Genomic DNA, 26,199 nt, shown 5'->3' on the forward strand with positions numbered 1-26,199 from the left:
ATTAGAATTCAGCGTTCTTAGGCGTTCGAGGGAAAGGAATTACGTCACGAATATTTGTCATACCCGAGATGTACATAACCGCACGCTCAAAACCTAGGCCGAAACCAGAGTGAGGAACTGAACCGTACTTACGAAGATCCAGGTACCACCAGTAGTTTGTTGGATCCATTTTTAGATCACTCATACGCTTAGTCAGGCGCTCGTAGTTATCTTCACGCTGAGATCCACCAATAAGCTCACCCACGCCTGGAACAAGAACGTCCATCGCGCGAACAGTTTTACCGTCATCGTTAAGCTTCATATAGAAAGACTTAATGTCTTTCGGGTAGTCAGTCACGATAGTCGGACGCTTGAAGTAAACTTCTGCAAGGAAACGCTCGTGCTCAGTTTGAAGATCCATTCCCCAAGAAACTGGATATTCAAATTTATGAGTCTTAGCTGATTCCTGAAGAATCTCTACTGCTTTTGTATAAGTCACCATCTCAAATGGTGAGTTCATTACGTGTTCAAGAGTTTTAAGGTTCTCTGGAGCATAACGAGAGGCCAGGAACTCTAGCTCATCACCACACTTTTCCATAGCGTGCTTAATAAGGTGTTTTACATAGCCAGTAGCAAGCTGAGCGTTGTCTTCGAGAGTGAAGAAGGCCGCCTCAGGTTCAACCATCCAGAACTCAGACAAGTGACGAGCAGTGTTTGAATTTTCAGAACGGAAAGTTGGCCCAAATGTATAAACGCGACCCAGACCACCAACTGCAAATGTTTCAGCTTCTAGCTGACCAGATACAGAAAGGAACGTCTCACGACCGAAGTAATCTTGTTTGAAATCAATGGCACCTTTCTCACCACGAGGAAGTTTATCCAGGTTTAGAGTTGAGATGCGAAACATTTCCCCTGCACCTTCAGCATCTGATGCTGTGATGATCGGAGTATGAAGGTAAGCAAAACTCTCGTTTGAGAAATACTGGTGAGTCGCCTGAGCCAGTTCGTGACGAAGACGAAATACTGCAGAGAAAGTATTTGTACGAGAACGAAGGTGAGCAATTTCTCTTAGGTATTCAAGAGAAGTCTCTTTCTTCTGAAGAGGATAATCTTCAGCGTTTAGGCAGTAGATGTGAACGCGTTTGGCCTGCATTTCTACAGGTTGCTTTCCTTGAGAAGCAACAAGGAGACCTTCTACTTCAACTGAAGAACCAATTGTAAGCTTGACCACTTCTTCGTAGTTACCAAGAGTACCATCAACGATGATCTGAAGATCTTTCTGAGTCGTTCCATCATTCACAACCATGAACGAGAACTTTTTTGACTGACGAAGTGATTTGATCCAACCACGAACGATGACCGTCTGATCTACAGGCTTAGTTTCATATACTTTTTTAATTAAAAGATACTGAGACATGAACACTCCTATCCTAGAATTTTCTGTTTAATTTCTAATGCTACTTCTGTTTTTAAACGAGGACCAAATTGCGAAACCACTTGGCTTGCGGCCTTAGAAGCAAGTTTTCCGGCCGAAGCGAAATCATGGCCATTAGTGATGGCATACAAGAAAGCTCCCGCATACATATCACCTGCACCGTTAGTGTCCACTGCTTTTACGTGGTATGGTTCAATATTAATGAATTGATTGCCGTCCCAAATAACCGCGCCTTCTTCACCTAAAGTGATCACGAAAGTTTTGGCAATAAGCTTCAATCTTTCACGAGCCATTAGGATATCATCAGTTTCTGTATAAGCACAGGCCTCAGATTCATTACAGAACAATAGATCGATGCCGTCCCCGATCATTTCGGCCAGGCCCTCTTTGAAGAACTTAACCATGTTTACGTCAGAGAACGTAAGGGCAGTCTTAACTCCTGCGGCCTCGGCGATATTACGGGCGTGAATAGCAGCAGCACGACCAGTCGGAGAAGCTACCAGGTAGCCTTCCATATACATATATTTTGAGTGACGAATCGCTTCAGGGAAAACTTCGGTCTTACTGATCGTTGAAGTAATACCTAGGAAGGTATTCATCGTTCTTTCAGCATCTGGAGTAATCAGAACCAGACATTTACCAGTGATACCTTGATCGCGATCTTGCTTTTGAAGATTTGAATCAACGTTATTGTCCTGAAGGTCCTGGAAATAGAAGTTTCCGATAGGATCTTTAGCGACCTTACATGAATAAAAAGATTTTCCACCGAACTGAGCGGCCGCAATCACAGTATTAGCGGCCGAACCACCACACTGTTGCTTCTTAGGTGCAGTACCCAGAGCATTCAAAAGATAATTCTGGCGATCTTCATCCACTAGGGTCATTAGACCTTTATCAATATTATTCTTCTTAAAAAACTCATCGTGCACTTCATACTCCATGTCCACCAGGGCGTTCCCGATAGCATAGACATCGTATTTTTTAGTCATGTCAAATCTCCAAAGTAGACGACTAATGTAATAGAATTAGACTGAAAAATACACATCATAACGAGTGGATTTGCCGATATATTGCACCGAGGGCGCTTGAGACAGATTGGCCGAATGGCGGGGACGCTTTACTACTAAACGTTTGGCCTTTCTATTAAGAGCAGTTTCAAAAACCGCGATCGCGTCCTGATCGGAACCGACTAAATTTCGAAATATACGCATCTCCTTACGGGGAGAGGCCTTATCATTGGCATCTTCAAACATCGGATCAAAGTAGATGACCTCAGTTTTTGGCCCATGTTCAAGAATTTGTTGAGCGGAAGTCGCCTCAAAATGAAAGTTCTGAAGTTTTGGATGCTGAGCATTCTTAAGCGCTGATTGAATCAGAAAACGAATCACGGGATGTCTTTCCGTGGCCCAAACTTCACAACCAAAGGCCAGCATGAGAAGTGAATCCCCGAGCATTCCGGCCGTGAGATCCAAAACCTGCGGACGATGGGCCCCTTTCACTCCAATGGATTTGGCCAAAAGCTCTTTATGGACGGAACTTTTTTTCAAATAATCTTCGTGACGAGATAATTCCCGATCAATCTCAATTCCAATCGGTTTTTCCTTGGGAAGATCAGAATGAAGCCAGAACTGGCCCGCGATCCACTCAAATGTCAGATCTATGACGTTTTCTTCGCAAAACTTATTTAGCTCGGAGAACTCAGGTTCCTGAGAAGAAATTTGGTTACCGTCTTTGATGAGTTTGAGTGCCATAAAGCTCAAGTTTAAATCATTCCATTTTGATTGACCACCTGCATTTTATGACGGTTAGTTCTTAACAAACCTCATCACTTGGGCCTAACATATGGGGCAATTTACATACACGGACATCAAGGAATTACCATGAAAGGTACACACACACCTCTTAACTACCATCCTGAAAAATTAAAACGGGAACTAAAACCATTTTATATTGGTGCTGATGATAAAGACATTAGCGACATGCTAAAGACACTTGGCCTTAACAGTCTGGACGATCTTTATAAGCACATTGCTTCTGACGTGAAGATGACTTCTGTGCCAATGGCAAAACACATGGCCTATGAAGAACTCATTGGTCACGTGAATGATGTTGCTAATAAAAACAACATTAAGACTTCATTCCTGGGTGATGGTCTTCCCCAATATAAAGTGACAGATGTTGTAGGTCCGGTTTGTGATATTCGTGGTCTTACGACTGCCTATACTCCTTATCAGCCAGAGCGTTCTCAAGGAACACTTCAGACTCTTTGGATCTATCAGTCACTGGTTTCTCAACTAACTGGTTTTGAAGCAGTAAACGCGTCTCTTTATGACCGTTCAACTTGTCTTTATGAGGCGATGAACTGTGCTCTTCGTCTGGTAAAAGATTCTACAACTGTGGTTGTGGCAAATTCTCTTTACCCAGGTGATCTTGAAGTTATTGAAACGCACGCGAAAGAAACAGAGATGAAAATCATTCGCGCTCCAATCAATGCTCAAACTGGTAAACTAGACATCGACGCTCTTAAGCGCATTCTTAATACAACTCCGCAGGTTGCGGCAGTTGCGTTCCCGCAAGTGAATAACTTCGGTAACATTGAATCAGTGGATGAAATCGTTGATCTTTGTTCTAACAACAACATCAAGTCTATCGCGGTAGTAGATCCTATGCTTCTAGGTCGCGGAGGTCTTAAGGCCCCTGCGAAATTCGGTGTTCGTGCTCAAGGTGCGGACATGGTAGTAGCTGAAGGTCAACATCTGGCGATCGGTCCAAACTTCGGTGGACCGGGACTTGGTATCTTCGGTATCCGTTATAATGAACAAGATAAGATTTCGATCCGTTCAACGGCCGGCCGTTACGTTGGTAAAACTCAGGACCTAAAAGGTCGCGAGTGTAAGGCCCTTATCCTTTCAACACGTGAGCAGCACATCCGTCGTGAGAAAGCGACATCGAACATCTGTTCTAACCAATCATTCGTAGCAACTGCGGCCGGCGCTTCAATGCTCGCTCGTGGTGACGAAGGTTTTGAAGCAACTTTGAAGCACTCTCGTGCTCTTGCTGAAAAAGCAGTTGAAACTCTGACACAGTTTGAAGGTGTTGAACTTAAATTTAAAGGTTCAGCTTTCTTCAATGAATTCACGCTAAAACTTCCTGTGAATACTTCTGAGTTCATCCATAAAGCAAGTGCGGCCGGAATACAGGTTGGTGTGGACGTTTCAAACCGCCACCTGGAAATTGCCGGTGAAAATCTTCTTATGATGAGCTTCACTGATATTCACTCTGAAAAAGACCTGGATAAGCTCGTTTCTTTCTTTGCTTCAAACTTTGAAAAAACTAAGGGCGGCTCTCCTGCTCCAAAAATTCAATCTGTGATGCTGCGTACAGATGCTCCGGAAATTCCTAGAATTGAGACAAAAGAAATCATCGCTTATTACGAGCGTCTGGGTAAACAGAACCTATCTCCAGATGACGGTATTTACCCTCTGGGTTCTTGTACCATGAAGTACAACCCGTACATCAACGATTACGCTGCTTCTCTTCCGGGCTTCACTAATGTTCACCCACAAGCTCCGGTTGAAGATATTCAAGGCTGTTTGGAAATCCTTTTCGAAATCCAAGAGCAGTTTAAAGCAATCACTGGTCTTCCAGGAGTTGTGACTCAGGCCGTGGCCGGCGCTCAAGGTGAGCTAGTTGGTCTAAAAATGTTCCAGGCCTACCACCGCGATCGTGGTGAAGGTGATCAGAGAAATGTGATCATTATTCCTCGTTCTGCTCACGGTACAAACCCTGCAACTGCAACCATGGCCGGCTACCAGACGAAGATGGTTCATGGTCAGCTTTACGGTATCTACACCGTTGAAGCTCTTCCAAACGGTGAGATGAATCTTGCTCAAATTAAAGAGTTCTTAAAAACTGACGGTCACCGTGTGGCCGGTGTGATGGTAACAAATCCAAACACTGCTGGTATTTTTGAAACTCAATTTAAAGAAATGAGTGACCTTATTCACGGTGTAGGTGGACTTGTGTACATGGATGGCGCGAACATGAACGCCATTGCCGGTATTCTTGATCTGGATAAACTTGGCGTGGACGCTGTTCACAATAACCTTCATAAAACTTGGACGATTCCTCACGGCGGCGGCGGTCCGGGTGACGCTATTGTTGGTGTTTCTCACCGACTTCTAGACTTCATTCCTGGTGTTCAAATCGTGAAGAAAGACGGCAAATACGACATCGTTAAACCGGCCAAGTCTTGTGGTTCATTCCACCGTCACTTTGGTAACTTCGCTCACAAAATCCGTGCCTACACTTATATCAAAGCACTAGGTGCAGATGGTGTTCGTAAGATGAGTCAGGTGGCAGTTCTATCAGCTCGCTACCTACATAATCGTCTTTCAAAGAGCTACCCTACACTTCCAGCTGAAGCAGGTTCAGCTCCTCGTATGCATGAGTTCATTCTTACTCTTTCACCTGAAACGTTTAAGAAAGTTGAAGCAAGTGGAACTCCAAAAACAAATACCATCGCACGTATTGGTAAGTTGTTCCTGGATTTCGGTTTCCATGCTCCAACTGTTGCGTTCCCTGAGCAGTACGGACTTATGATTGAGCCAACTGAAACTTATTCTAAAAATGAATTGGATCAGTTCTCTGAAGTGGTTGAAGGAATCTTGAAACTTATCAATGAGCATCCGGAAGTTCTAAAAACAGTTCCTCACTTCACTCCGATTGATCGCGTAGATGAAGTGCTTGCGAATAAAAATCCGGTGCTGTCTGAAAAAATCACAGATCATCTTCCAGACATCATTCCTGATCGTGTGAACAATGAAAGACTTAGAAATTCAACACCAGAAGAGCTGACCCAGCTCATTCTGAAAGCTCATCAAAACACGCTTTAAATCGCATTCGGCCCTCGCAAGTCCATCGGACCGAGAGGGCCTTTTTTTATCTAGTGATAAGTTGATATTCCCCAGTCCGTATGAGGTTCGGCCGGTAGGTCGATCAGGAAAGTCGTATGCGAGGTCTCTTCTAGATAGATAAGTGTTCCCCCGTGTTTTTCAACGATTCCTCGAGCGAGGGCGAGACCCAGCCCGGTTCCCTTACCTAGATCTTTGGTAGAATAAAACGGTTCCATAATTCGTGCTGCGATTTCCGGTGGGATGCCCGGCCCAGAATCTTTCACAAAAATCTGCACATGATCATTACTTTGCTGAGCACTGATCTCAATCCATTTATCGGGTAAATACTCGATGGCATCAAAAGAATTGTTCAGAAGATTTAAAATGACCTGCTCGAGCTGAATCTTATTCCCGACGACGCTATAATTTTCTAGGCCATAAAAACGCAGATTAATTCCGTGGTTTTTCATTCTCTGGCCACAGAACGCCAAGACATCATCTACCAAGGTTTTAAGATCCACATCGGTTTGAGGACCTTTCTCGTCTTGATGAATGAATTCTCTCACACCTTGAATGGTGCGATTAATTCTCTCACTGGTGTGAAGAATTTGTTGAAGACCATCACCGAGATCTTTTTGTTTTTCAGGATTTTGATGAATACGAAGTAGCTGAGTGGTTCTCGCTTGAATGACGGCAAGAGGATTATTAATTTCATGGGCAATACCGGCCGACATCATTCCCAGTTCTGCATACTTTGATTGACCTAATAGCCTGTCGTTTCGCTCCTTGAGCAGATGATCCACTTCTTCATCGTGACGAAACTTCACCATTTCCAGAGTGATAAATGAAGTGATCCCTGCGAAGATCACATAGAAAAATAAATCCACCACCAGGGCCATCGGTTCATTCAAGGATTCCATTCGCCAGATAGGAAAAGCTAATCGAGTAAAAAAATAGAGGGCCGTAAAGACATATGCACACCAGTGAAGTGGTGTTTCTTTAACGTGACTTTTTTTCAGGGCCTCAAAGACCATACTTAAACCACAGACCACCACTCCTAAGGTGAAAGGCAAAGTATAGGAGGTAAATCCAAAACCATAACTCGCGAGGGCCACGGAAACAAAGGCCATCCCAGCAAGGAGCATATAGCGCCAACGGCCCCACAGTTCAGTGCCCGAAATGTCTTGTAGGAATAATTTGAATCCTCGAATTGGCCATATCCACCCTACCATGGAAAGGGCAATCACCTGCGGCATTACATTTTGAAAGAAACCACAGATTAAGGTGTTGGCCCCCAACGCTACCCAAAATTCGGTTAGATGATAAAATTCTTTCTCCTTATGACGCCTATAACTCAAGTAAGACAACGACCCCAAGGTAAGGGCCGTAATAAGGGATAGACCAAAGATAATTTGATTGGTGATGCTCATAAGAAATATTGTAGGCATCAATTTTCTTACATTCGTCTGAATTAATTCATAAGAGCGACAGACGTATTTTATATACATTTCTTACATTTACTGATATCAACTGATTACGCACAAGACCAAACTTTTTCAGGACACTATCTATGAGTTTCAAACCTCGTTGTACCTTCGCCATTATTTCCCATCCGGACGCCGGTAAAACAACGATGACTGAAAAACTCTTGTGGTTCGGTGGAGTGGTTCGCGAAGCGGGTATGGTGAAATCAAAAAGTGGTGATTACGCTAAATCTGACTGGATGGAACTTGAAAAGCAACGTGGTATCTCGATTACTTCATCGGTCATGAGTTTTGAATACAACGATCGCGCTCTTCACCTTCTGGATACTCCAGGACACAAAGACTTCTCGGAAGATACTTATCGTACTCTGACTGCAGTTGAATCAGTGCTCATGATGATTGACTCCGCTAAAGGTGTGGAGGCACAGACGATTAAACTTATGGAAGTTTGTCGTATGCGTGACACTCCAATCGTTACCTTCATGAACAAGTTTGACCGTGAGGCAATGGATCCATTCGCACTTCTGGACAATATTGAATCAATTCTTAAAATCCAGTGTGTGCCCATGACATGGCCCGTGGGTAACGGTGTCGACTTCAAAGGTGTATACGACTTTAAAACGAAACAAATTCTAAGCTTCAAAGACTCAAAAGATCCGTTCACTCCAAGCTACGTTGATGCTTCTGATCTAGATGCTCCTTCACTCCTTGAGGCCATTGGCCCGGCACTGGTTGAAAAACTAAAAGAAGAGCTTGAAATGGTGGCCACACTCATTCCTGAGTTCAACATGGATGAGTACCAAGCGGGAATCCAAACTCCAGTGTTCTTTGGTTCGGCGTTGAAAAACTTCGGTGTTAAAGAGTGCTTGGATCTTATTACACAAATTGCACCAACGCCTAAACCTCGTGAAGCAGTACTTGCTCCTTATGATTCAAACGCTGAGAAAATCACGATTGATCCAAGCGACAAAGAATTCACGGGCTTTATTTTCAAAATTCAAGCGAACATGGATCCTAAACACCGTGACCGTATTTCATTCATGCGTGTATGTTCAGGACGCTTTGAGCGTAACGAGAAGATTTACCACGTGAGAACGGGTAAAGAGATTCGTATCGCGACTCCCCTTATTTTCCAGGCCCGTGACCGTGACATTGCTGAAGAAGCATTGGCCGGAGATATCATCGGTCTTTACGATACGGGTAAATATCAAATCGGTGATACCTTCTCGATGGGTAAAAAACATATCCGTTACACCGGTATTCCAAGCTTCTCGCCTGAATTATTCATGCGTGTAACGGCGAAAGATCCGATGAAGGCGAAACACCTTGAGAAAGGTCTTTCTCAACTTTCTGAAGAAGGTGCGACTCAGCTCTTCATCCGTCGTCACACGAACGAAAAAATGCTCGGTGCCGTAGGTGCTCTACAGTTTGAAGTTGTTAAATACCGTCTGGAAGATGAATATTCTGTTGAAGCGTCTTACGAGCCAGTGGCATGGGCCGGTGTTCGTTGGTTAAAGTTCCCGGACAAAAAGTCAGAAGAAAAATTCGCTCAAGATTACTCGTCAGTGATCATGGAAGATAAAGATAAGCGTCTTTGTTTTGCTGTTCGTACTGAATGGGACTTAAAACTCGCGATGGAGAAAAATCCAGACGTGAAGTTCTTTAAGAACTCAGATTATATCGAGTAATTAAACTTCGTTCTGCTGAAGCGGCAGTTCCACCACGAAGGCCGTATTCGTTGAGGATTCATCGTAGTAAAGCTTGCCATGATGATCCTCAATGATCCCACGAGAAATCGACAAACCAATCCCCGTCCCACCCATTTCTTTTGTCGTGAAAAATGGTTCCATGATATTTTTGAGAACTTCCTTAGGGATGCCCTTTCCTGAATCAATGACTTTGATTCTTAGGGTATGATCAAATACTTCACAAGTCAGATGAATCCAGGGCCTGTCAGTCTTCACAATCGCATCAAATGAGTTATTCATGAGGTTCAATAGGACCTGTGAGATCTGAATCGGACGACAAACTAGATCGACTTGCGGGAATGGATCCACAATGATCTGAATGGAATTCATGCGGAAGCGGTCCCTTGAGTAATTTAAAGTATCTTCGATAATAAGTCCCGGAGTTACCGTTTTGAACGGCTCCTTACGATTGTCTCGGGAGAAGCTCCTTAGAGAATTAATAATCGTGGCCATGCGCTGAGTGGTCTCTTCGATCTGATCCAGATTACGAACAATAAAGTCCTTCTCCGCACTTCCTCTTTGGATGTGGTTTCGAAGGTAATTTGCCCGTGTAGAAATCAGCCCCAAAGGATTATTGATCTCGTGAGCGATGCCGGCCGCCATTTCCCCTAGAGCAGAAAATTTTGACTGCATCTCGAGTTTGGTCTCAAGCTTTCTCTGGTGCTCCATTCTGAGTTCATAGATCGTCACCGAGGGAAGAAGAATGGCCATGAGGATGTTACACATAAGTGAAACACCAAAACCAAAGGTCACTGTTGCCGGATTAAAACGGAAAAAACCGTAATCCAGGTGATGGAGGAAAACGATAAAGAGAGTTCCGAAGAGCAGATAATGAGTAATCGAAACCGTTTTACTTAGGATGAGAATTTTTCGGGCACGCACTAAACAATCCGTGGCCACGATGAAAAGGGCCAAGCTTTGAGGAAGTGTATAATAGAGAAATTCAAATCCACTTTGATTAAAAAGTAGTGATAAGAAATATCCACCCAGGATCAGTGGCATATGCCACTTTCTCTTTAGATCTGAACTTGTGACACTCTCTAAAATTTTCCGAGAGGTCACAAAACGCCAAATCCACAAAACCGTACTGAGAGCAACGAATGATGGTGCGAGTTTATTAGTAATGGCAGTGACTAAAAAATAGGTCCCATTGGCCAGCCAATACTCCACCCCTTCCCACTGGCGCTTATCACGCTCATACCAGTAAATGATTGAGCTAATAATAATCATTCCCACAACAGTGAAGAATGAAATATTGATAATAATGGTGGCGCTATTCATTGTTGCCCAAAAAAAAGGGCCAGGATCTACCTGGCCCTAGATATAATTAAGACAAGCTTAACTTATTTTTTTGGCTTAAACCAGCAAAGAGGACGAAGGCCAACTTTAGCACCAGTTGAACCATGACAAGTAGCTCTTACTTCATCACTTTGAGAAACGTCTTCGTTGAATGATTTTTCACAAAGAGCGCCCTGGAAGTATGTATCTAGACGACACTGGTGAGCTGGGTGAGCATCATCAGTTCTTGAAACTACGTTTGTGTCCGGAGTTTCGAATTTACCTTCTGGCTGATTACGAAGAGCTGCGAATAGACCCGCAACCGATACACCGGCCATACCACCACGGATACAGATCGCGCGGTCGTCTTTGTTAGGCCATGCCTTAGCACATGCCTGAGAAAGAGTTGTTGGAACGTTCATGCGAGAGATCGCTTGAGCGTTGTTATCGTTAAGGAACGCCTTACGAAGACATTTTAGAGTTGCGAAGTAATCAGACTGACCTTCGTTAGATGCCCAACGGTTGAAAAGGTTTCCAACTTTTGGAGCTCCACCAAGGTGGTGACCGATTTCGTGACAAAGAACAAGAGCGAAACCATCTTCAGTGATTGTGCTGTGACGAGCAAGACCACCGTACATATTTACAATCCAACCACCCATACGAGTAGCGTTTGCGTTTACAGTAGCATCTTCCCACTTACGGTTAATAGTAAGACGACCACCCATTTGCGATACGATTGGAGCGTAGATCACTTCAAGTTTGTCGATAACAGCATTGAATTGAGCTTCAGTTAAACCACCAGCTAGCTTTGAACCAACAGGGATTGATAGGTCGTTTTCAGGAAGGAATCCGCCTTTGCCGTCTTCCGTACAGGCAAATGATGGAGCCGCTAGGGCCATAGATAGAACGAGTGCAGTTAGAAATTTCATGTGTGTTCTCCTTAAGATTCATCTAAATCTCTTCAAGGCACAATTCTAGAAATCTCCGTGTTAAGACGTCAGCTTTATTATCGAAATGTAAGAAGATGTAATAAAGGCCGGGGATTACCCGGCCTTTGCGCGAAAAGATGAATTTTGATTTAAAACTATCTAGCGTTAGCTGTTGGCTTGAACCAGCAAAGTGGACGTAGACCAACTTTATCGCCAAGTGAACCGTGACATGTACCAGTTACTTCTGAAGTAGCAGATACGTCTTCGTTCATTGATCTGTCACAAAGTGAACCTTGGAAATATGTATCAAGGCGACACTGATAAGCCGGGTGGTTATCATCAGTTTTTGTCACAACTTTTGTGTCAGGTGTCTCAAACTTTGGCTCAACAGTTGAGTTACGAAGCGCCATAAAAAGTCTTGAAACTGACATACCGGCCATACCGCCGCGGATACACATATAATAGTCAGCACTCCAAGTGTGGGCACTGCTACAAGCTCTTCTTAGTGTAGCTGGAACTGGCATCATATTACGAACGATGGCCTGGTTGTCATCGTTTTGCCAAACTTTACGTAGACACTTTAGGTTTGCGAAGTAGTCAGACTGACCTTCGTTAGATGCCCAAGAAGATGCCCACTGAGAAGCTTTTCTTGGAGCTCCACCAATGTGGTGACCAAGCTCGTGACATACAACTAGTGCGAAACCATCTTCAGTGATTGTCTCGTGACGAGCAAGACCACCGAACATAGATACTTTCCAAGTTTTACCCATTTGCTGAGCGTAAGCGTTTACAGTTGGATCATTCCAGTTTCTTTCAACTAGAAGGTTACCGCCGTAGTTCGATACGATTGGAGCGTATAGAGTTTCAACTTTTGTAATAACGTCATTGAACTGCTGCTCAGAAAGACCACCCATGCGGCCTTTTTGGTTGGCATAAATTTTCATGTTGTTTTCTGGTACGAAACCTTCAGTACCATCTGGTGTACATGCCATAACTGGGTAAGCCACTGTAAGGGCAATAGCTAGCAGTCCTTGCTTGAAACTTTTCATTTAAATCTCTCCTTAGAAAATCACTAGGTCTTAACCTAATTCTGACATACTCAGATATTGAGTTACTACAGTGAAAGACTAAAGTAAGAATTTGTTGGATGACATGTTTTTTTTAGGGACAATTTTAGTCAAGAATGTGTACAGCGACGTGTACACAAAGGGCAAAAAAAAAGCCAGGTCTTTCGACCTGGCCTTTGGAGGAGAAACTAATTACTGAACTGAAGGTTTAAACCAACAGCGAGGACGTAGACCAACTGTGTGGCCTGTAGAACCGTGACATGCGCCAGCTACTTCAGAATCAGCTGTGAAATCTTCGTTGTAAGATTTTTCGCAAAGTGCACCTTGGAAATATGTATCAAGTCTACACTGTGTAGCAGGGTGGCTATCAGATGTTGAAGTAACTTGTTTTGGATCCGGAGTATCAAACTTTGGAGCTTTCATTGACCAAGCTAGAGCAGCAAATAGTTTTGCTACAGAATCACCGGCCATACCGCCACGGATACAAAGAGCGCGATCAGCAGCTGACTTCCAATTTTTGTTACAAGAATCAGTTAGGAACTGAGGAACTTCCATGCTGCGAACGATGCGAGCGTTATCTTCGTTCATCCAAACACGGCGAAGACATTTTGTAGTTGCGAAGTAGTCAGCTTGACCTTCGTTAGATGCCCAATCGTCACCTGCGTAACGAGGAGCTCCTGCGATGTGGTGACCGATTTCGTGACATACAACAAGTGCGAAACCATCTGGTGTGATTGTCTTGTGACGAGCAAGACCACCGAACATAGAAACTTTCCAAACATTTCCTTCTTGTTCAGCGTAAGCATTAACTGTACCGTCAGTCCATTTACGAACGACTTCTAGTTTACCGCCGTAAGAAGAAACGATTGGGGCATACACGTCAGAAACTGTATCAATAACTTCGTTAAATTGAGCTTCAGAAATTGTGTTGATGCTTTTAGCGTCTACAGGGATAAAAAGGTTATTTTCAGGAACGAAGCCTTCAGAACCATTTTTTGTGCAGGCAAGAACAGGTTGAGATGCGATAAGGGTTGCGAGGAGCAATCCTACTGATAGTTTTTTCATTAATCCTCCTTGATTAACTTTAAATCTGTAACAATGTTGACACAGAACTGTGGAGATGCCAGCAAAGTTAAGAAGATGTAAGAATTTTTTGGATACTGCTTCAAAGTCAGTTAAAAAAATTTAACACCAAATACCAAATGCCGAGTGTAACAAATGAAAGTGGCACACCTACTCCCACCATCATTCCTGCAAGCGTTGGACGCAGATTATGAGAGGCAGCGAGAATGCTGGCAGTGATCATGGGTGCCATGGCACTTTCCATCACAGCAACACGGAGAATCTCATGCTTCAAACCAATGAAATAGTAGAGAGAAAAAATCATGAGGGGTGCGAGCAGCAATTTGTAACTAAGCCCCATGACGAGATAACGAAACTCATTCTTGATATGGCCCCATTTGAGTTGAAGACCAACTGAAATGAGGGCGAGCGGAGTTAAGGTTCCGGCGAGTTTTTCGAGAACAATTTTAATGTCCCCTTCTGCACTCCAACCCAAATTTCCGAGGAGAATTCCCACCACGAAAGACAAAAACGGAGGAAAGACCAGAATCTTTTTAAACAGCACACGTTTTCGCATTTTGCCCGAGGAAGAAGTGATCGCAAGCCACACTCCGAGACTTGAAACGATCAAAAAACTTCCCATTTGATCAACCACCAAAGCGTGCTTAACGGCATCCATCCCATAGAGGGCCTCAATCACCGGAAAGCCCACAAACGAGGTGTTGGCAAAACCTGCGGTAAGGATCAAACAGCCAATAAGGGTCTTGTCCCATTCTAATTTCTTACCCAGATATTGGAAAAGAAAATAGGCAACTCCAAACATGATCCAGGCCACGAGGACCAGCCCAATAAGATCCGCCCTCCACTCCATATGAGGAAGGTTTAATAAGCAAATCGCCGGCATCGGGACGTATAAAATTAAGGTTCCGAGTGTGGTATGCGCGTTTGAAGGGATAGTTTTAACTTTCTGAAGACCCACGCCAATCAGAAGACTAACAAATAAAAGAATTAGGCTACTCATGATATTCACAACATCTTATTCATGAGGGAGAATAATGGCAATTAAGTCTTTAGATAATTATCGTTACGCGTAAGGGTCAAAATGAGAAACAAGATTGTTTTCTACCTCAATGGTAATCGTCATGAAGTGGGTGCTGAAAAATCATCCATGATGCTCGCTGATTTTCTTCGCTATGAAGAAAGTCTCACTGGGACAAAAATCGTATGTGCCGAAGGTGACTGTGGTGCCTGTTCGGTTCTTCGCTACTTCCCGCATGTCCCTGGAACTGACACTCAAAACTATCTACCGATTAATTCTTGTATCACACTGGTGGGCCAGTTAGATGGCTCAAGTGTTGTGACAGTGGATGCACTCAAAAAAGAAGGCATCCTTCATGAAACACAACGGGCCGTGGTTCAGTGTCACGGTTCACAATGTGGATTCTGTACTCCGGGATTTGTGATGGCCCTCACAGGTCTGGTGGAAGAAAAACTTGAGAAGAAAGAAAAAACCATTAACGCTCAAGAGGCAAAAAACTGCCTGACCGGAAACCTTTGTCGCTGTACGGGTTATCAGGGAATCATCAATGCGGCGGTTGATATTGATCTCAAGAAATGTGAAAGCATCAAGAAAAGATACTATTCAGAAAAACAAGAAGTAGATCTGCTCAAGACCTTCAATGAAGGAGTAAAATTGGAGGGAGAAGACTTTTCTTTCTTCGCTCCTAAGACCCTGGAAGAAGCGATCAACTATCTCATGACTGATCCGGAAATTCGAATTATAGGCGGAACCACTGATCTGGGTGTGGTTCATAATAAGCGTAAGATTAAAATCACCAAGGTCCTGAGCCTTCATCTTATTCGTGATCTCTATAATGTCACAGAAAAGAACGGAGAAGTTCATCTGGGTGCCCGAGTGACCCATTCTGAGTTCAGGCACTTTATTAAAGATAAGATGCCGGAGTTTGCAAACTACCTGGATATCTTTGCTTCTCCTCAAATTAAAAATGTGGGTACGATTGTAGGTAACATCGCCAACGCTTCTCCGATTGGTGATACGCCTCCAGCTCTTCTTGCCCTCAACGCTGAAGTTTGTATTATGGGGCCACAGGGAAAACGTGAAGTTCCTCTTTCGAAGTTCTTCCTCGCTTATCGTAAAACTGATCTTAAGCAAGGTGACATCGTGACCGGCATTAAGTTTAAAATCCCATCAAAATCTAACACTGTTCGTTTCTATAAAAACTCTAACCGCAAAGACCTGGATATCTCGGCAGTAAACCTCGCGGTCAATCTTGAATGGAAAGATGATTCTAAAAAAGAAATCAAAGACATCATTATCGCTGCCGGAGGTGTTGCCGCCACTCCCCTGCGCTTTGTGAAAACCGAAGAGTTCTTGAAGAATAACTTTGACATCAATCTTGCGGTGAAAGAGCTTCACGCGGAATTTAAACCATTAAGTGATGTAAGGGCCTCAAGCAGTTACCGACATGTGCTGGTAGAAAATCTCTTCCGCCGCTTCTTCTCGGAGGTGGGCGTATGAGTTTACCACACGACTATGCTCATACCCATGTATGCGGAGAAAGTGAATTCGTAGATGATCGTCCGATCATGAAAAATGAACTTTTCGTCGATGTCTTCTTTTCAACTCGCGCTCACGCTCTTATTAAGCGCGTGGACTTCACAGAAGTCTTAAAACAGCCTGGAGTTGTGGCAGTTTTCACGGGCCACGATTTCGCTCATAATCTTTGGGGCACAATCTTTAAGGACCAACCGATTCTTGCCACTGATAAGGTTCAGTACGCTGGTGAAGGTATTGCTTTAATTGTTGCGACGTCACTCGAGGCCGCGCAAAGAGCAAAACATAAAACCATTATTGAATATACCGATCTCGCCGCTGTGATGAGTATTGGTGAGGCCCGCAAGTTGGAGTCTTTTATCATCCCTGCCCGCACGATTGAGCGAGGTAATGTTGATGAAGAGATGAAGAAGGCCCCTCATACGCTAGAAGGCGATATCGTGATTCAAGGTCATGATCACTTTTATCTCGAGAGTCAGGTATCGATTGCTTATCCATTAGAAGATGGTCAAATTGAAATTCATTCCTCTTCTCAACATCCGACTGAAACTCAGCACGTAGTGGCCCATGCTCTGGGACTTCCCGATAACGATGTGGTCTGCCAGGTGAAACGTATGGGTGGAGGCTTTGGAGGCAAGGAATCCCAGGCCGCGCCTTTTGCTGCCATGGCCGCTCTTTGTGCCGTGAAACTAAAACGACCTGTGCGCATTTGCCTTACTAAAGATGACGATATGATCATGACGGGGAAACGAAACCCGTTTGAGAATGAATACAAAGTGGGCTTTGATGACCAAGGCAGAATCCTTGCCATGGATGTTAAGCTCTTCTCTGATGCCGGCGCTTATGCGGATCTCTCGACTTCCATCATGGAGCGAGCGATGCTTCACTCGGACAACTCTTATTTTATTCCTCACATGCGGGTGGTGGGACAGGTTTGCAAGACCAATCATCACTCACATACTGCTTTTCGCGGTTTCGGTGGGCCCAAGGGAGTGGCAACTGCCGAGAAAATTATTGAAGCGATTGCGCACTATCTTAAAAAAGATCCCATTGATGTTCGTAAGATCAACTTGTACTCAGATGTTGATGGTCGAAATACCACTCACTATGGGCAATTGGTCGAGAACAACGTGCTTGATCGCCTCGTTAACGAGCTAGAAAAAAGATCTGACTACAGAAATCGCCGTAAAGAGATCACAAAGTTTAATAAAGAGAACAAAGATTTTGTCCGCGGAATGTCTCTTACTACTGTGAAGTTTGGGATTTCATTTACCACAAGATTTTTAAACCAAGGTAATGCTCTCGTCATCATTCATAATGATGGAACCCTTCAAATCGCCACGGGTGCGACTGAAATGGGCCAGGGTGTGAATGCCCGAATTGCTGAGATGGTCACAACGGAGTTTGGACTTCCAAGAAATTCTGCCCGTGTGATGCCAACGAGAACTGATAAGAACGCCAATACCTCACCCACTGCTGCTTCTTCGGGAACTGATATTAACGGTGCGGCAGCACTTCTCGCCGCTCGTAAGATCAAGAAGCGCCTAAGTGAACTTGCTCTGAAGCTTTTAGACATCCCGAAAGACAAGTGGGCCTCAAAGACCGCCGGTCTTGGAACTCAACCAGAAGTAATGCTTGATACTCCAAACCTGGATGAGAATGATCCAAATGCCGGTGCAGAATGGGAATCAGGGGTCGCTAAATACTTTGAGATGGAATTTAAAGACGGTTGGGTCTTCCATCCAAAACACCTGGATAAAAAAATTGAATTTAAGTATCTCATCTTAGAGGCCTACTTAAACCGAGTCTCTCTCAGTGATTATGCTTTCTATAAAATCCCGGGCATCGAATTTAATAAGATGACCGGCCAAGGTGACGCCTTCTTGTATTTCACTCAAGGGGCCGCTTGCTCAGAAGTAAGTCTTAATCGTGATACCGGTGAAGTTAAAGTCCTGCGAACCGACATTCTGATGGATCTTGGTCGTCCGGTGAATCATGATCTTGATGTGGGCCAGGTAACGGGCGCTTTCATTCAAGGTCTGGGTTGGGTCACAACAGAAAACTTGTTCTACAATGATCAGGGTCTGTTACTATCACACGCTCCAAGCACTTACAAAATTCCTAACGTTCAAGATACTCCACGCGTGTTTAACGTAGAACTCTTAGAGAATGATGAAAACTACGCAAACGTTCGCGGTACCAAAGCAGTGGGTGAACCACCACTTCTTTTGGCCCTTAGTGCCTGGACCGCAGTGACGAATGCTCTCTCGCATCTACCACACTATCAAGTGGACTATCCGAAGATCAGAATTCCGGCCACGTCGGAAAATGTCCTTCGTGAGATCATGCCTGAGAGATTTAAGGAGTGGGAACGATGACCATTTGGGAAGCTTGCCAGAAATTAACCAGTGAAGGCACATCATTTGTGATGGTCACTATGACTGGAGTACGCGGCTCTGCCCCTCAAGATATTGGGGCGAAAATGCTAGTGACTAAAGACGGATTATTCTATGGCACCGTTGGTGGTGGTAAGGTTGAGATGGCCTCCATCAAGAAATCTCAGGAAATTCTTAAGGGTGAACAATCACCTCCAGAGTCTGTGGTATGGAATCTTCAAAAAGACATCGGCATGAGTTGCGGCGGAGAAGTTGTGATGCTGTTTGAACACCATCATCAATCGAACTGGCCCATCGTGATCTTCGGTGCGGGCCATGTGGCGCAAGCGCTTACTCGCATTCTTTCTAAACTTAATTGTTCCGTCACTTGTGTCGACTCTCGTGAAGAATGGGTGGCCAAACTCGAAGGTGTAAAAGGCATTCATCACCCGACTCCAAAAGAAATGGTGAAAGAGTTTAGTCCTCATTGCTATTTTATGAGTATGACCATGGGACACGCTCATGATGTACCTATCCTCCATGAAATCGCCAAACACGCACCTGATTGCCCTTATATTGGAGTGATTGGAAGTGATGTGAAAGGGATTAAGATCAAGAAGGAACTGAAAGACCTTGGTGTTTCGGATGAATTTTTGAAGAAGCTTCGTGTTCCAATGGGGCTTCCAATTGGAACTAATCAGCCTTATGAGATTGCGATTAGTATTGTGGCGGAATTACTTCAAGTTCGAGATGCAGCTTTGGAGAAAACATAGAAACTATTGCACTGATTCGTTCGGCGCCGGAACTTTAAGATGATTGATCAGAAAAGAAAAATTGAAATTTTGGGAAACTATGGAGCTCTGCTGTCGGTAATCGAAGTCGGTCTTGGTTCTTTCCTACATTCTTTATACATACCATTTGCGGGACACTTGCTCTCACTCAATCAAGGCTATTTGCTTTGTCGAGTGGCGATCCTTTCCGAGGACAGAAGTCTTACCTATGGAGTCTCAAACATTGCAGCAGTGTTAAAATCTCTCTCTCCGGCGGGCAAAAAACTTGGACCGATGCTGAGTCTCTCAATGCAAGGGCTATTGTTTTATCTCGGAACGGTGGTTGGCATTAATCCAATTGGTCTTTCACTCGGAATGATCCTTCTGTCATTCTGGGCCTTCGTCCAACCACTAGTGACCTACTATTTATTCTTTGGAAATGAAATCATCAACGCCGCCGAGTTCTTGTATCAGAAGACCTTTCAATATCACGGCATCAAGGCCGAGAATCTTTTATGGCTCTTCATTGGTGTGATTGTAGTTAAAGTATTTGCGGGGATTATTCTCGCCATCCTTGCCTGGAGAACCCAAGGAAAGTCTGATTACCAAGACAGTTTTGTGAACTATGCAAAACCAAAAGGTCCTGAGTCAGGCGATCCTCTGATCCTTGCCCTGAAAGATCTCCTTAAACCAATCTTTCTCATCTCGCTTGTAGGAACAGCGGTTTTTCTCTACTTCTCGCAACATCAAATCGCCGAGATCATCTGGTATCTCATGCGACCACTCGCGATTGGATTTATGTTCTTCTATTTTTCCAGGACTCTGACATTAGATAAATGGCTTTTGCGTTTAGAAAATGGACGCTTCCATGCTTTCGGTGAGGGCTGCAAAGTGGCCTTAGAAAAAATCAGGAAAGTTTTTTAAGCAAGGACTGAATGGGCGTTCCACTCTGCCAGTAGATCACGTCATCCAGAGTTGAGACGATCTCGTCGCGGCGATTGCGCATCTTTTCGTAGTTTTGAATATTGAAGTAGACCTTCTTAAAGTTTCTCCAGTCACGCTTAATGGAACGAAGGAGACTAAAAAACTCCGGGTGCTCAACCACAATCACTTTGTCCGCCTTAGGCAAAACAACATCTGAGACTTTCGAGATGTGACCTTCAAAGACCCAATTATCAACCTCTGTCAGCTTTTGAACTTCAAAACGAAGATCGCCGCCGTTCCAGAAGATCTGGTCGGCCTCAATATGATGAAGTTTAAGTTTGCTCGAAAGCTGAGAAGCAAGCCAGGTCTTACCGGAACCAGGAGCACCGATTAAAACGATATTCATGGTCTCAGGGCCTCAACATCATTCATGAACTTTGGTGACTTCATGAGGGCCTCAAAAATAAGTTTCCCCATGATTTTCCCTGCTACCGTATCAAGCGGATGGTGAGCTCCACCAATCACGCGACCAAGAGATACCTCCTCGCCTTTTTTAATAAGCGCTTCAGCTCTCTCAGGATAAAGAATCGCAAATGTACGAGAGGCAACGTAAGCAATTGTGGTGTGACCACTTGGATAAGAAAGTGAGCGTGGCATCTTCACACAAGGAACAATGCCTACATTACGGTTGTAAGGACGAATTCTTGCCCATTCATTTTTCTTAATGCGCGAGAAGACCATCACTTCTTTGAAGAGAATTTCCTGAAGAGCGACTAACTTTTCCGCTTCTTCAGTTGTAAGTGGCCCATAGGGAGCACCAAAAAAAGAAGTCGCAAAACCTTCGGCCTCAAATTGCGCCTTAGCACAATCGGCCGGAGTACGAACTTGCTGCCAACGAAGAACTTCATTTAAATCAGCAAGATCTTCCGGAGAACCTTCCAAAGGAGGGGCCGGAACGAGATTTAAATCAACACTCTCAAGTGTTAAATAAGTCAGTTGCTCCTGAGCAAAGGCCGGGAGTAGAAATAAAAAACTTAGGACAAGAATTAATTGCTTCATTTTGAGAATACCTTAATACGGTTCATCCCCCCACAAGGCCATGCCTGGATCTTAATTTGTGAAAAGATTTCCGGGCGATTTATCTCAAAACCTTGGATATGACCAGCAAACGCCTTAACATTTTGTTTAGGGATGATCGTGACCCATTTTCCCTCTGTCAGACCAAGAAGAGAGAACTCATAAGGGTTATTATTTACATAGTAGGTATAGTCCGTTTCCACGCGATGAATTTTAGCGGGTTTAGCGAGCTGAATGGTGACTTCTTCGCAACCACCGAGCTTACGACTTCTCGCTGATTCAAGGCCATCAAACATATTGATCGGCCCAAATGGAGAAATCACCTGAGAGGCAGGACTATAGTGCTCGTTCGTGGCCTTAAGCATTTTCGCTCCTAAGGCAACACTGGCATTATTGAACTCATCCCCTTCATGAAGCGAAAGCCAGTTCTTTTTAATCTCCGCGTCCGTCACTTCGTACTTAATATTAAGTGGCTTTTTGGTCTGGGGAATCTTCTCTTCATACGAGCGCATCTGACCGTCAAAAGTCGCCTTCTCTTTTTCAGGAAGATCCGTATAAAGACCCAGACGTGTAAAACCTCCGTCCGGATATTGAGAAGCGCGGATTTGAGTCACGACACCAGTTTCTTTTGGAAGTTTAATTCTCACTTCTGAGTGACCTTCCATTTCCATCTTAGGCACGAGCTCAGTCCATTCTCCATCAACTAATCCTTCGATCTTCACCGCCGGAGCATGATTACCGAAATGATACTTCGTAGATAGAAGAACGTAGTTAATTTTGGCCGGTTTCTTTAACTCAAATGTTAAGGTATCGACACCCGCTTGATTGTGACGAACAGTTTCCCAACTATCCATCACCTTACCTTGTTTGCCGAAAAGTTCCGGATCAAACTTAGGAAGATGATCACTGAAGAGATTGTCCGCGCGAGCAAAAAGTTCATTCGAGACATCCACCACCGTTGAACCAACTCCCAAGTTGAAAGGAGCAAGTGGATCCATCGGACCTCTTTCGATAATTGGCTCTGGACGAGTCTTTTCAAAAGCATCGAACACAAGGTTTTTATAACCCATGTTCACAATCTGCTCTTGAGGGATTTTATCTGCAGTGAAAGTCGATTTAAACTTCGAGAAATCAATTCCCTGAAACTCGAGTACTTTCAAAATGTCCTGAGTGGCTTCAGCATTGAAGAGCACACCCTTAAGATCAGCATTGGCCAGTGCCACCACACCTTTGCCACGATCTGGACCAAAGTAGCAGTGTAAAAATATACAACGGAAGCCATCATTGGCCCCCTGGTGAATCATGAACTTGTTTGGGCCCGCCTCACCAATAAACACACCCAAACCCATCTTAACACCCATGAACTTCATGCATCCCTTGTCAGTACCATGAAGCATAAGTCGAGCAGTATCATGAGAAATAGGGCCCGAGCCGTTTAGGTTCCAGTAGGCCTCTTCCATATGTTCCAGAAATTTTGCCATAGCGGCCGCTGTTCCCATCGAACCAGCAGCAAAGGCCGGGAAAATCTTGCGAGTCCCTTCGATTTCTTCTCCGTTATCTTTATATCCGTGAGCGTAATCGACATTCGGAAGTGTTTCTTGTTGGAAAGAAAAGTCTTTCATTCCTAATTTATCTAAGAATGGACGAGTCAGATCAAAGATCGATTTTTTCTCCAGCGTCTCAATCAGATGCTCAAGAACTAAGAAACCTCCACCTGAGTATTGAAATTTCTCACCGGGAGTATTCACGACGCGAACTGGTTCATAACCGTATTCAGCGTTTCCTTTTAAGAATTCCGAAATCTTCGGCATCTTCCGATTGGCCGGAACTCCATTCACGTAATGAAGATTTAAAGCACAGTGACTCATGAGATGAGCAATTGTCACCGTTGGATCGAGATTCAAATCTGGAAGAAAATCTTTCACAGAGGAATTTAGGGCAATGCCTTTCTGCTTAAAGTATTCAATGGCGAAAACACTTCCTACGGTTTTACTTAAAGAGGCCATCTCAAACCAGGTAGAGGTCTTGGCACTTCCAAACACAATATTCTGATGCCCTTGACCTGTCATGATGGTCACTTGAGCATCTTTGATTCCGTGCTTTTTATAAGCATTCTCTAATCGAGAATAAAGATCATTCAGAGGATGCCCCTTCATACGCTTCTCAGTGATTTCCCAAAGAGCATAGCGAGCATTCTCAATTTCCTTCTCTTCAGGATTATTGATGCGCTCTTTGAGAAGAGCGAGGAGTTCCTTACCGGACTTGCCTTGGGCACTCACGAGAAACTTCATTCCAAATTTTGCCAGATACTGAGCCCCCAATTCACGCAGTTCCTGACGTATAGATTCATCTTCTGTCAGGACCTTTGATTGTTCAGAGCTTGCCATCTTATCCAGGGTCTTCTTGTTTTCTCCAATGTCACCGTGAAAGGAAGCGGCCTCTAAAATATCATTCTTAGTAAATGACTTCACCAGAGCTTCACACATCTTAGCGTCCGCTGTTGCAAGAGCGGCCTTTCCCGAGGCGAACTTCATTGATCCACAAATCTCAAAGAAGTAATTAAAGCGTTTGATATAAGAACTGATCTTAAACTTCTCCGGATCCATTTCAGTCACAAACTTCCATGGGTCCTGCGCACTTCGTACTGCCGGAATGGTGAAAGGCAGGAACAATTGAGTGGCAAATTCCACCGGTTCAGGGTCCGTCATGAGTTTAATCATGAGATTCATCGCCACCGGATACCACTTCTCGGTTCGCTCATCCCACTTCACTTGCACGATCTTTTTATCGTTAGATTTATCCTTGCGAATAAAATTTAACTCTTCATGAGCAATCTTCAAAAACTCTTCAAGTTTAAAGCGCCCATGACGAATCTCATGCCACACTTCCCAGCGCGAGCGCTCTGCAGTCGCCAAATCATCCATGACTCTTACCGGAGTATTAGCAACGAGGGCCGGTAGGGCCACGCAACCATTTCCAGATAACCAGTCAGTGATGTACTGAAGGGACTGGAAAACGTTATAGCGGATTTCATCCGGGTGATTATTGGCAATGAAAGTCGATTCTTTAAGATCGGCCACAATCAGTGAACGAGCATACATGGGATCATTTTTATCCAGACCCTTAATATCCGGCCCGTGAATAAAGTCGATGATCTCTTTGTGATACTTTTCATCCAGAAGTGACTTCACCAGAGTTTCAAGTTTTGATGAATTACCATTCTTATGGATCTTCCAGGCCTCCACAAAGGCAAGCCCCAGGCGCACGAAGTCCGGGTGAGCGACCCAAAAGCCTGAGAGATCACGCTTCATCTGGGTGATTACGTCACGGATATAACCTTTGATCGTCACTTGATAAGAAGGTGAACGAAGATCATTTGAAGTTGGTAGAATGCCATACATTCCACCAACTTTGATTCCGCCACGAGAGCCTACTGCTTCGGCAAGTAGATCGTGTGAGGCCTTAATGTATTTAATCACAATGTCCGGATCGGCCTTAACAGGGATGCGGTAATTTGAATCTTCTTTGAAGAGACGTGCGGTACTTGCGAGATAATCGTGCCAGCCAAGAGAAGCACCCACAAAGTATGGATACAACTCATCCATAATTTCATGAGCACGGAAAACCGCACGTGGGTTCTCTAGCACAATCATGAGACGAATGCTTCCTACTGCATAAGTTGGATAAGTCTTCTTCAAAAGCTTTTCCGCCGCTTCCAGCATAATTCGGATGTATCTCGCTTCTTCTTCGTTCTCAAGTTTTGGCACATAGAAGGCCAGGGCCTTTTCATTATGCCAATTACGGAAGAAGTGAAGAGCAAAATCATAAAGATGTAATGGGATCGGTTGATCTTTGTAAAATAGGAAGAAGCACGGAAGTGCTAGCCCTGGAAAACGTTTAATTGGTAAAGAAAGTTTTTCTTTCTCGAGTTCATACTTTTTACCATTTTCTTCAAGAGAAAGATTTCCATCTAAACACTTTGTAAGATTCACCCCCGCAGAAATTAAATCTTCACGTAGAGGAGTTTTAGAATCCTCATCATCCGCTCCCCACTTAGGGAGAGATTCGTGAGTGGCAAGAAGGTCACGTACGATCTCCGGCTCATCTTTAAGCTTTCGGTGATAGGCGTTCATGGCATTGATTGAAAGCTTCGCGGAATCAGGTGGTCCAAAAAGTGTTACATGTGGGCCACGTAAGAATTCAGGGATGTTCGCGATGGGTTTTCCACCGGGACGAGCATAGTTAGGAGTCTTAGGTCCAAAGACAATACGACCTTCGCCGTCTTCGAGTCCCAGAACCGTTTTATAATCATTTGATAGATAATCGCGCTTAAAGTCTCGATTGAAAGTTCCCATGGCCTTCACGCGTTCATCAATAAATTTACGATCGCGGTTACGGCGTTTAAGCACAAGATTCAACTCGTCCTTAACTGATTCATAGAGTTCGCATAAGAAGCGCAGAGACTCAGTGGATTCCAGTCCACCCGACTCTCCTACTTGCACTAAACCGTCCGTTCCCGGCACTGGTTTTGCGGCCCTTAGAAGATGGGCCTTAATCTCAGGAGAAATATAATCATCGTAATATGGAATTTCTGATTTCAA

At 44.1% G+C, this 26,199-nt stretch carries 18 protein-coding genes; 6 read left to right on the top strand and 12 right to left on the bottom strand.

Annotation, left to right across the window (positions count from 1 at the left end; genetic code table 11):
* Position 1: 1 nt before the first annotated feature.
* The 3 genes from asnS to SOO65_RS13305 are packed head-to-tail and all read right to left on the bottom strand — an operon-like array spanning position 2 to position 3,165.
* Positions 2-1,396 carry an asparagine--tRNA ligase gene (asnS, locus tag SOO65_RS13295; RefSeq protein WP_321390777.1) on the bottom strand — a complete coding sequence of 465 codons (1,395 nt, stop codon included), beginning with the start codon at positions 1,394-1,396 and terminating at the stop codon, positions 2-4.
* A gap of 8 nt (positions 1,397-1,404) precedes the next feature.
* A complete protein-coding gene (locus tag SOO65_RS13300) occupies positions 1,405-2,403 on the bottom strand; it encodes an adenosine kinase (RefSeq protein ID WP_321390780.1) in 999 nt (332 codons plus the stop codon).
* Positions 2,404-2,439: 36 nt separating this feature from the next.
* The gene (locus tag SOO65_RS13305; RefSeq protein WP_321390782.1) at positions 2,440-3,165 is read right to left on the bottom strand and encodes a class I SAM-dependent methyltransferase; all 726 of its coding nucleotides are present in this window, start codon (positions 3,163-3,165) and stop codon (positions 2,440-2,442) included.
* Positions 3,166-3,294: 129 nt separating this feature from the next.
* Between SOO65_RS13305 and gcvPB the strand changes: the two genes are divergently transcribed.
* Positions 3,295-6,309 carry an aminomethyl-transferring glycine dehydrogenase subunit GcvPB gene (gene gcvPB / locus SOO65_RS13310; protein WP_321390786.1) on the top strand — a complete coding sequence of 1,005 codons (3,015 nt, stop codon included), beginning with the start codon at positions 3,295-3,297 and terminating at the stop codon, positions 6,307-6,309.
* A gap of 50 nt (positions 6,310-6,359) precedes the next feature.
* Here the strand turns inward: gcvPB and SOO65_RS13315 are convergent, their stop codons facing one another.
* Complete coding sequence (locus tag SOO65_RS13315) at positions 6,360-7,541, bottom strand: sensor histidine kinase (protein WP_321390788.1); 1,182 nt, start codon at positions 7,539-7,541, stop codon at positions 6,360-6,362.
* A 338-nt stretch (positions 7,542-7,879) separates the two neighbouring features.
* On the opposite strand from SOO65_RS13315, the gene SOO65_RS13320 reads away from it, so the two are divergent.
* Positions 7,880-9,481 (top strand): peptide chain release factor 3, encoded by a 1,602-nt coding sequence (locus SOO65_RS13320; RefSeq protein WP_321390791.1) that lies wholly within the window; start codon positions 7,880-7,882, stop codon positions 9,479-9,481.
* On the opposite strand, the gene SOO65_RS13325 is transcribed toward SOO65_RS13320, so the two are convergent.
* From SOO65_RS13325 to SOO65_RS13345, 5 genes are all read right to left on the bottom strand, one after another.
* Positions 9,482-10,822, bottom strand: a complete 1,341-nt coding sequence (locus tag SOO65_RS13325) for a sensor histidine kinase (protein ID WP_321390793.1) — start codon at positions 10,820-10,822, stop codon at positions 9,482-9,484.
* 62 nt (positions 10,823-10,884) lie between these two features.
* Entirely contained in the window at positions 10,885-11,748 is an 864-nt protein-coding gene (locus SOO65_RS13330) for a M48 family metalloprotease (RefSeq protein ID WP_321390795.1), read from the bottom strand.
* Positions 11,749-11,903: 155 nt separating this feature from the next.
* Positions 11,904-12,797: a M48 family metalloprotease gene (locus SOO65_RS13335; RefSeq protein WP_321390799.1), complete on the bottom strand. Its 894-nt coding sequence runs from the start codon at positions 12,795-12,797 to the stop codon at positions 11,904-11,906.
* A 210-nt stretch (positions 12,798-13,007) separates the two neighbouring features.
* Entirely contained in the window at positions 13,008-13,880 is an 873-nt protein-coding gene (locus SOO65_RS13340; RefSeq protein ID WP_321390802.1) for a hypothetical protein, read from the bottom strand.
* Between the two features lie 106 nt (positions 13,881-13,986).
* Entirely contained in the window at positions 13,987-14,898 is a 912-nt protein-coding gene (locus SOO65_RS13345; protein ID WP_321390803.1) for an AEC family transporter, read from the bottom strand.
* 81 nt (positions 14,899-14,979) lie between these two features.
* Here SOO65_RS13345 and SOO65_RS13350 point away from each other — a divergent pair, with 81 nt between their 5' ends.
* Genes SOO65_RS13350 through SOO65_RS13365 form a run of 4 tightly spaced genes read left to right on the top strand, consistent with a single transcriptional unit; the run spans position 14,980 to position 20,521 of the window.
* Positions 14,980-16,416 carry a xanthine dehydrogenase small subunit gene (locus tag SOO65_RS13350; protein ID WP_321390806.1) on the top strand — a complete coding sequence of 479 codons (1,437 nt, stop codon included), beginning with the start codon at positions 14,980-14,982 and terminating at the stop codon, positions 16,414-16,416.
* Positions 16,413-18,830 carry a xanthine dehydrogenase molybdopterin binding subunit gene (locus SOO65_RS13355; RefSeq protein ID WP_321390808.1) on the top strand — a complete coding sequence of 806 codons (2,418 nt, stop codon included), beginning with the start codon at positions 16,413-16,415 and terminating at the stop codon, positions 18,828-18,830. Before SOO65_RS13350 ends, SOO65_RS13355 begins: the two co-directional genes overlap by 4 nt.
* Positions 18,827-19,600, top strand: coding sequence for a xanthine dehydrogenase accessory protein XdhC (gene xdhC / locus SOO65_RS13360; RefSeq protein WP_321390812.1), 774 nt, complete (start codon positions 18,827-18,829; stop codon positions 19,598-19,600). The genes SOO65_RS13355 and xdhC overlap by 4 nt, the downstream gene beginning before the upstream one ends.
* Before the next feature lie 39 nt (positions 19,601-19,639).
* Positions 19,640-20,521: a hypothetical protein gene (locus tag SOO65_RS13365; protein ID WP_321390816.1), complete on the top strand. Its 882-nt coding sequence runs from the start codon at positions 19,640-19,642 to the stop codon at positions 20,519-20,521.
* Here the strand turns inward: SOO65_RS13365 and SOO65_RS13370 are convergent.
* The 3 genes from SOO65_RS13370 to SOO65_RS13380 are packed head-to-tail and all read right to left on the bottom strand — an operon-like array spanning position 20,505 to position 26,199.
* Complete coding sequence (locus SOO65_RS13370) at positions 20,505-20,927, bottom strand: P-loop NTPase family protein (protein ID WP_321390819.1); 423 nt, start codon at positions 20,925-20,927, stop codon at positions 20,505-20,507. The two genes, SOO65_RS13365 and SOO65_RS13370, sit on opposite strands and share 17 nt — an antisense overlap.
* Positions 20,924-21,580 (bottom strand): phosphatase PAP2 family protein, encoded by a 657-nt coding sequence (locus SOO65_RS13375; protein WP_321390822.1) that lies wholly within the window; start codon positions 21,578-21,580, stop codon positions 20,924-20,926. The genes SOO65_RS13370 and SOO65_RS13375 overlap by 4 nt, the downstream gene beginning before the upstream one ends.
* The gene (locus SOO65_RS13380) at positions 21,577-26,199 is read right to left on the bottom strand and encodes a serine hydrolase (protein WP_321390825.1); all 4,623 of its coding nucleotides are present in this window, start codon (positions 26,197-26,199) and stop codon (positions 21,577-21,579) included. Before SOO65_RS13380 ends, SOO65_RS13375 begins: the two co-directional genes overlap by 4 nt.

This window comes from Peredibacter starrii, from assembly GCF_034259205.1.
GTDB classification, from domain to species: domain Bacteria; phylum Bdellovibrionota; class Bacteriovoracia; order Bacteriovoracales; family Bacteriovoracaceae; genus Peredibacter; species Peredibacter starrii.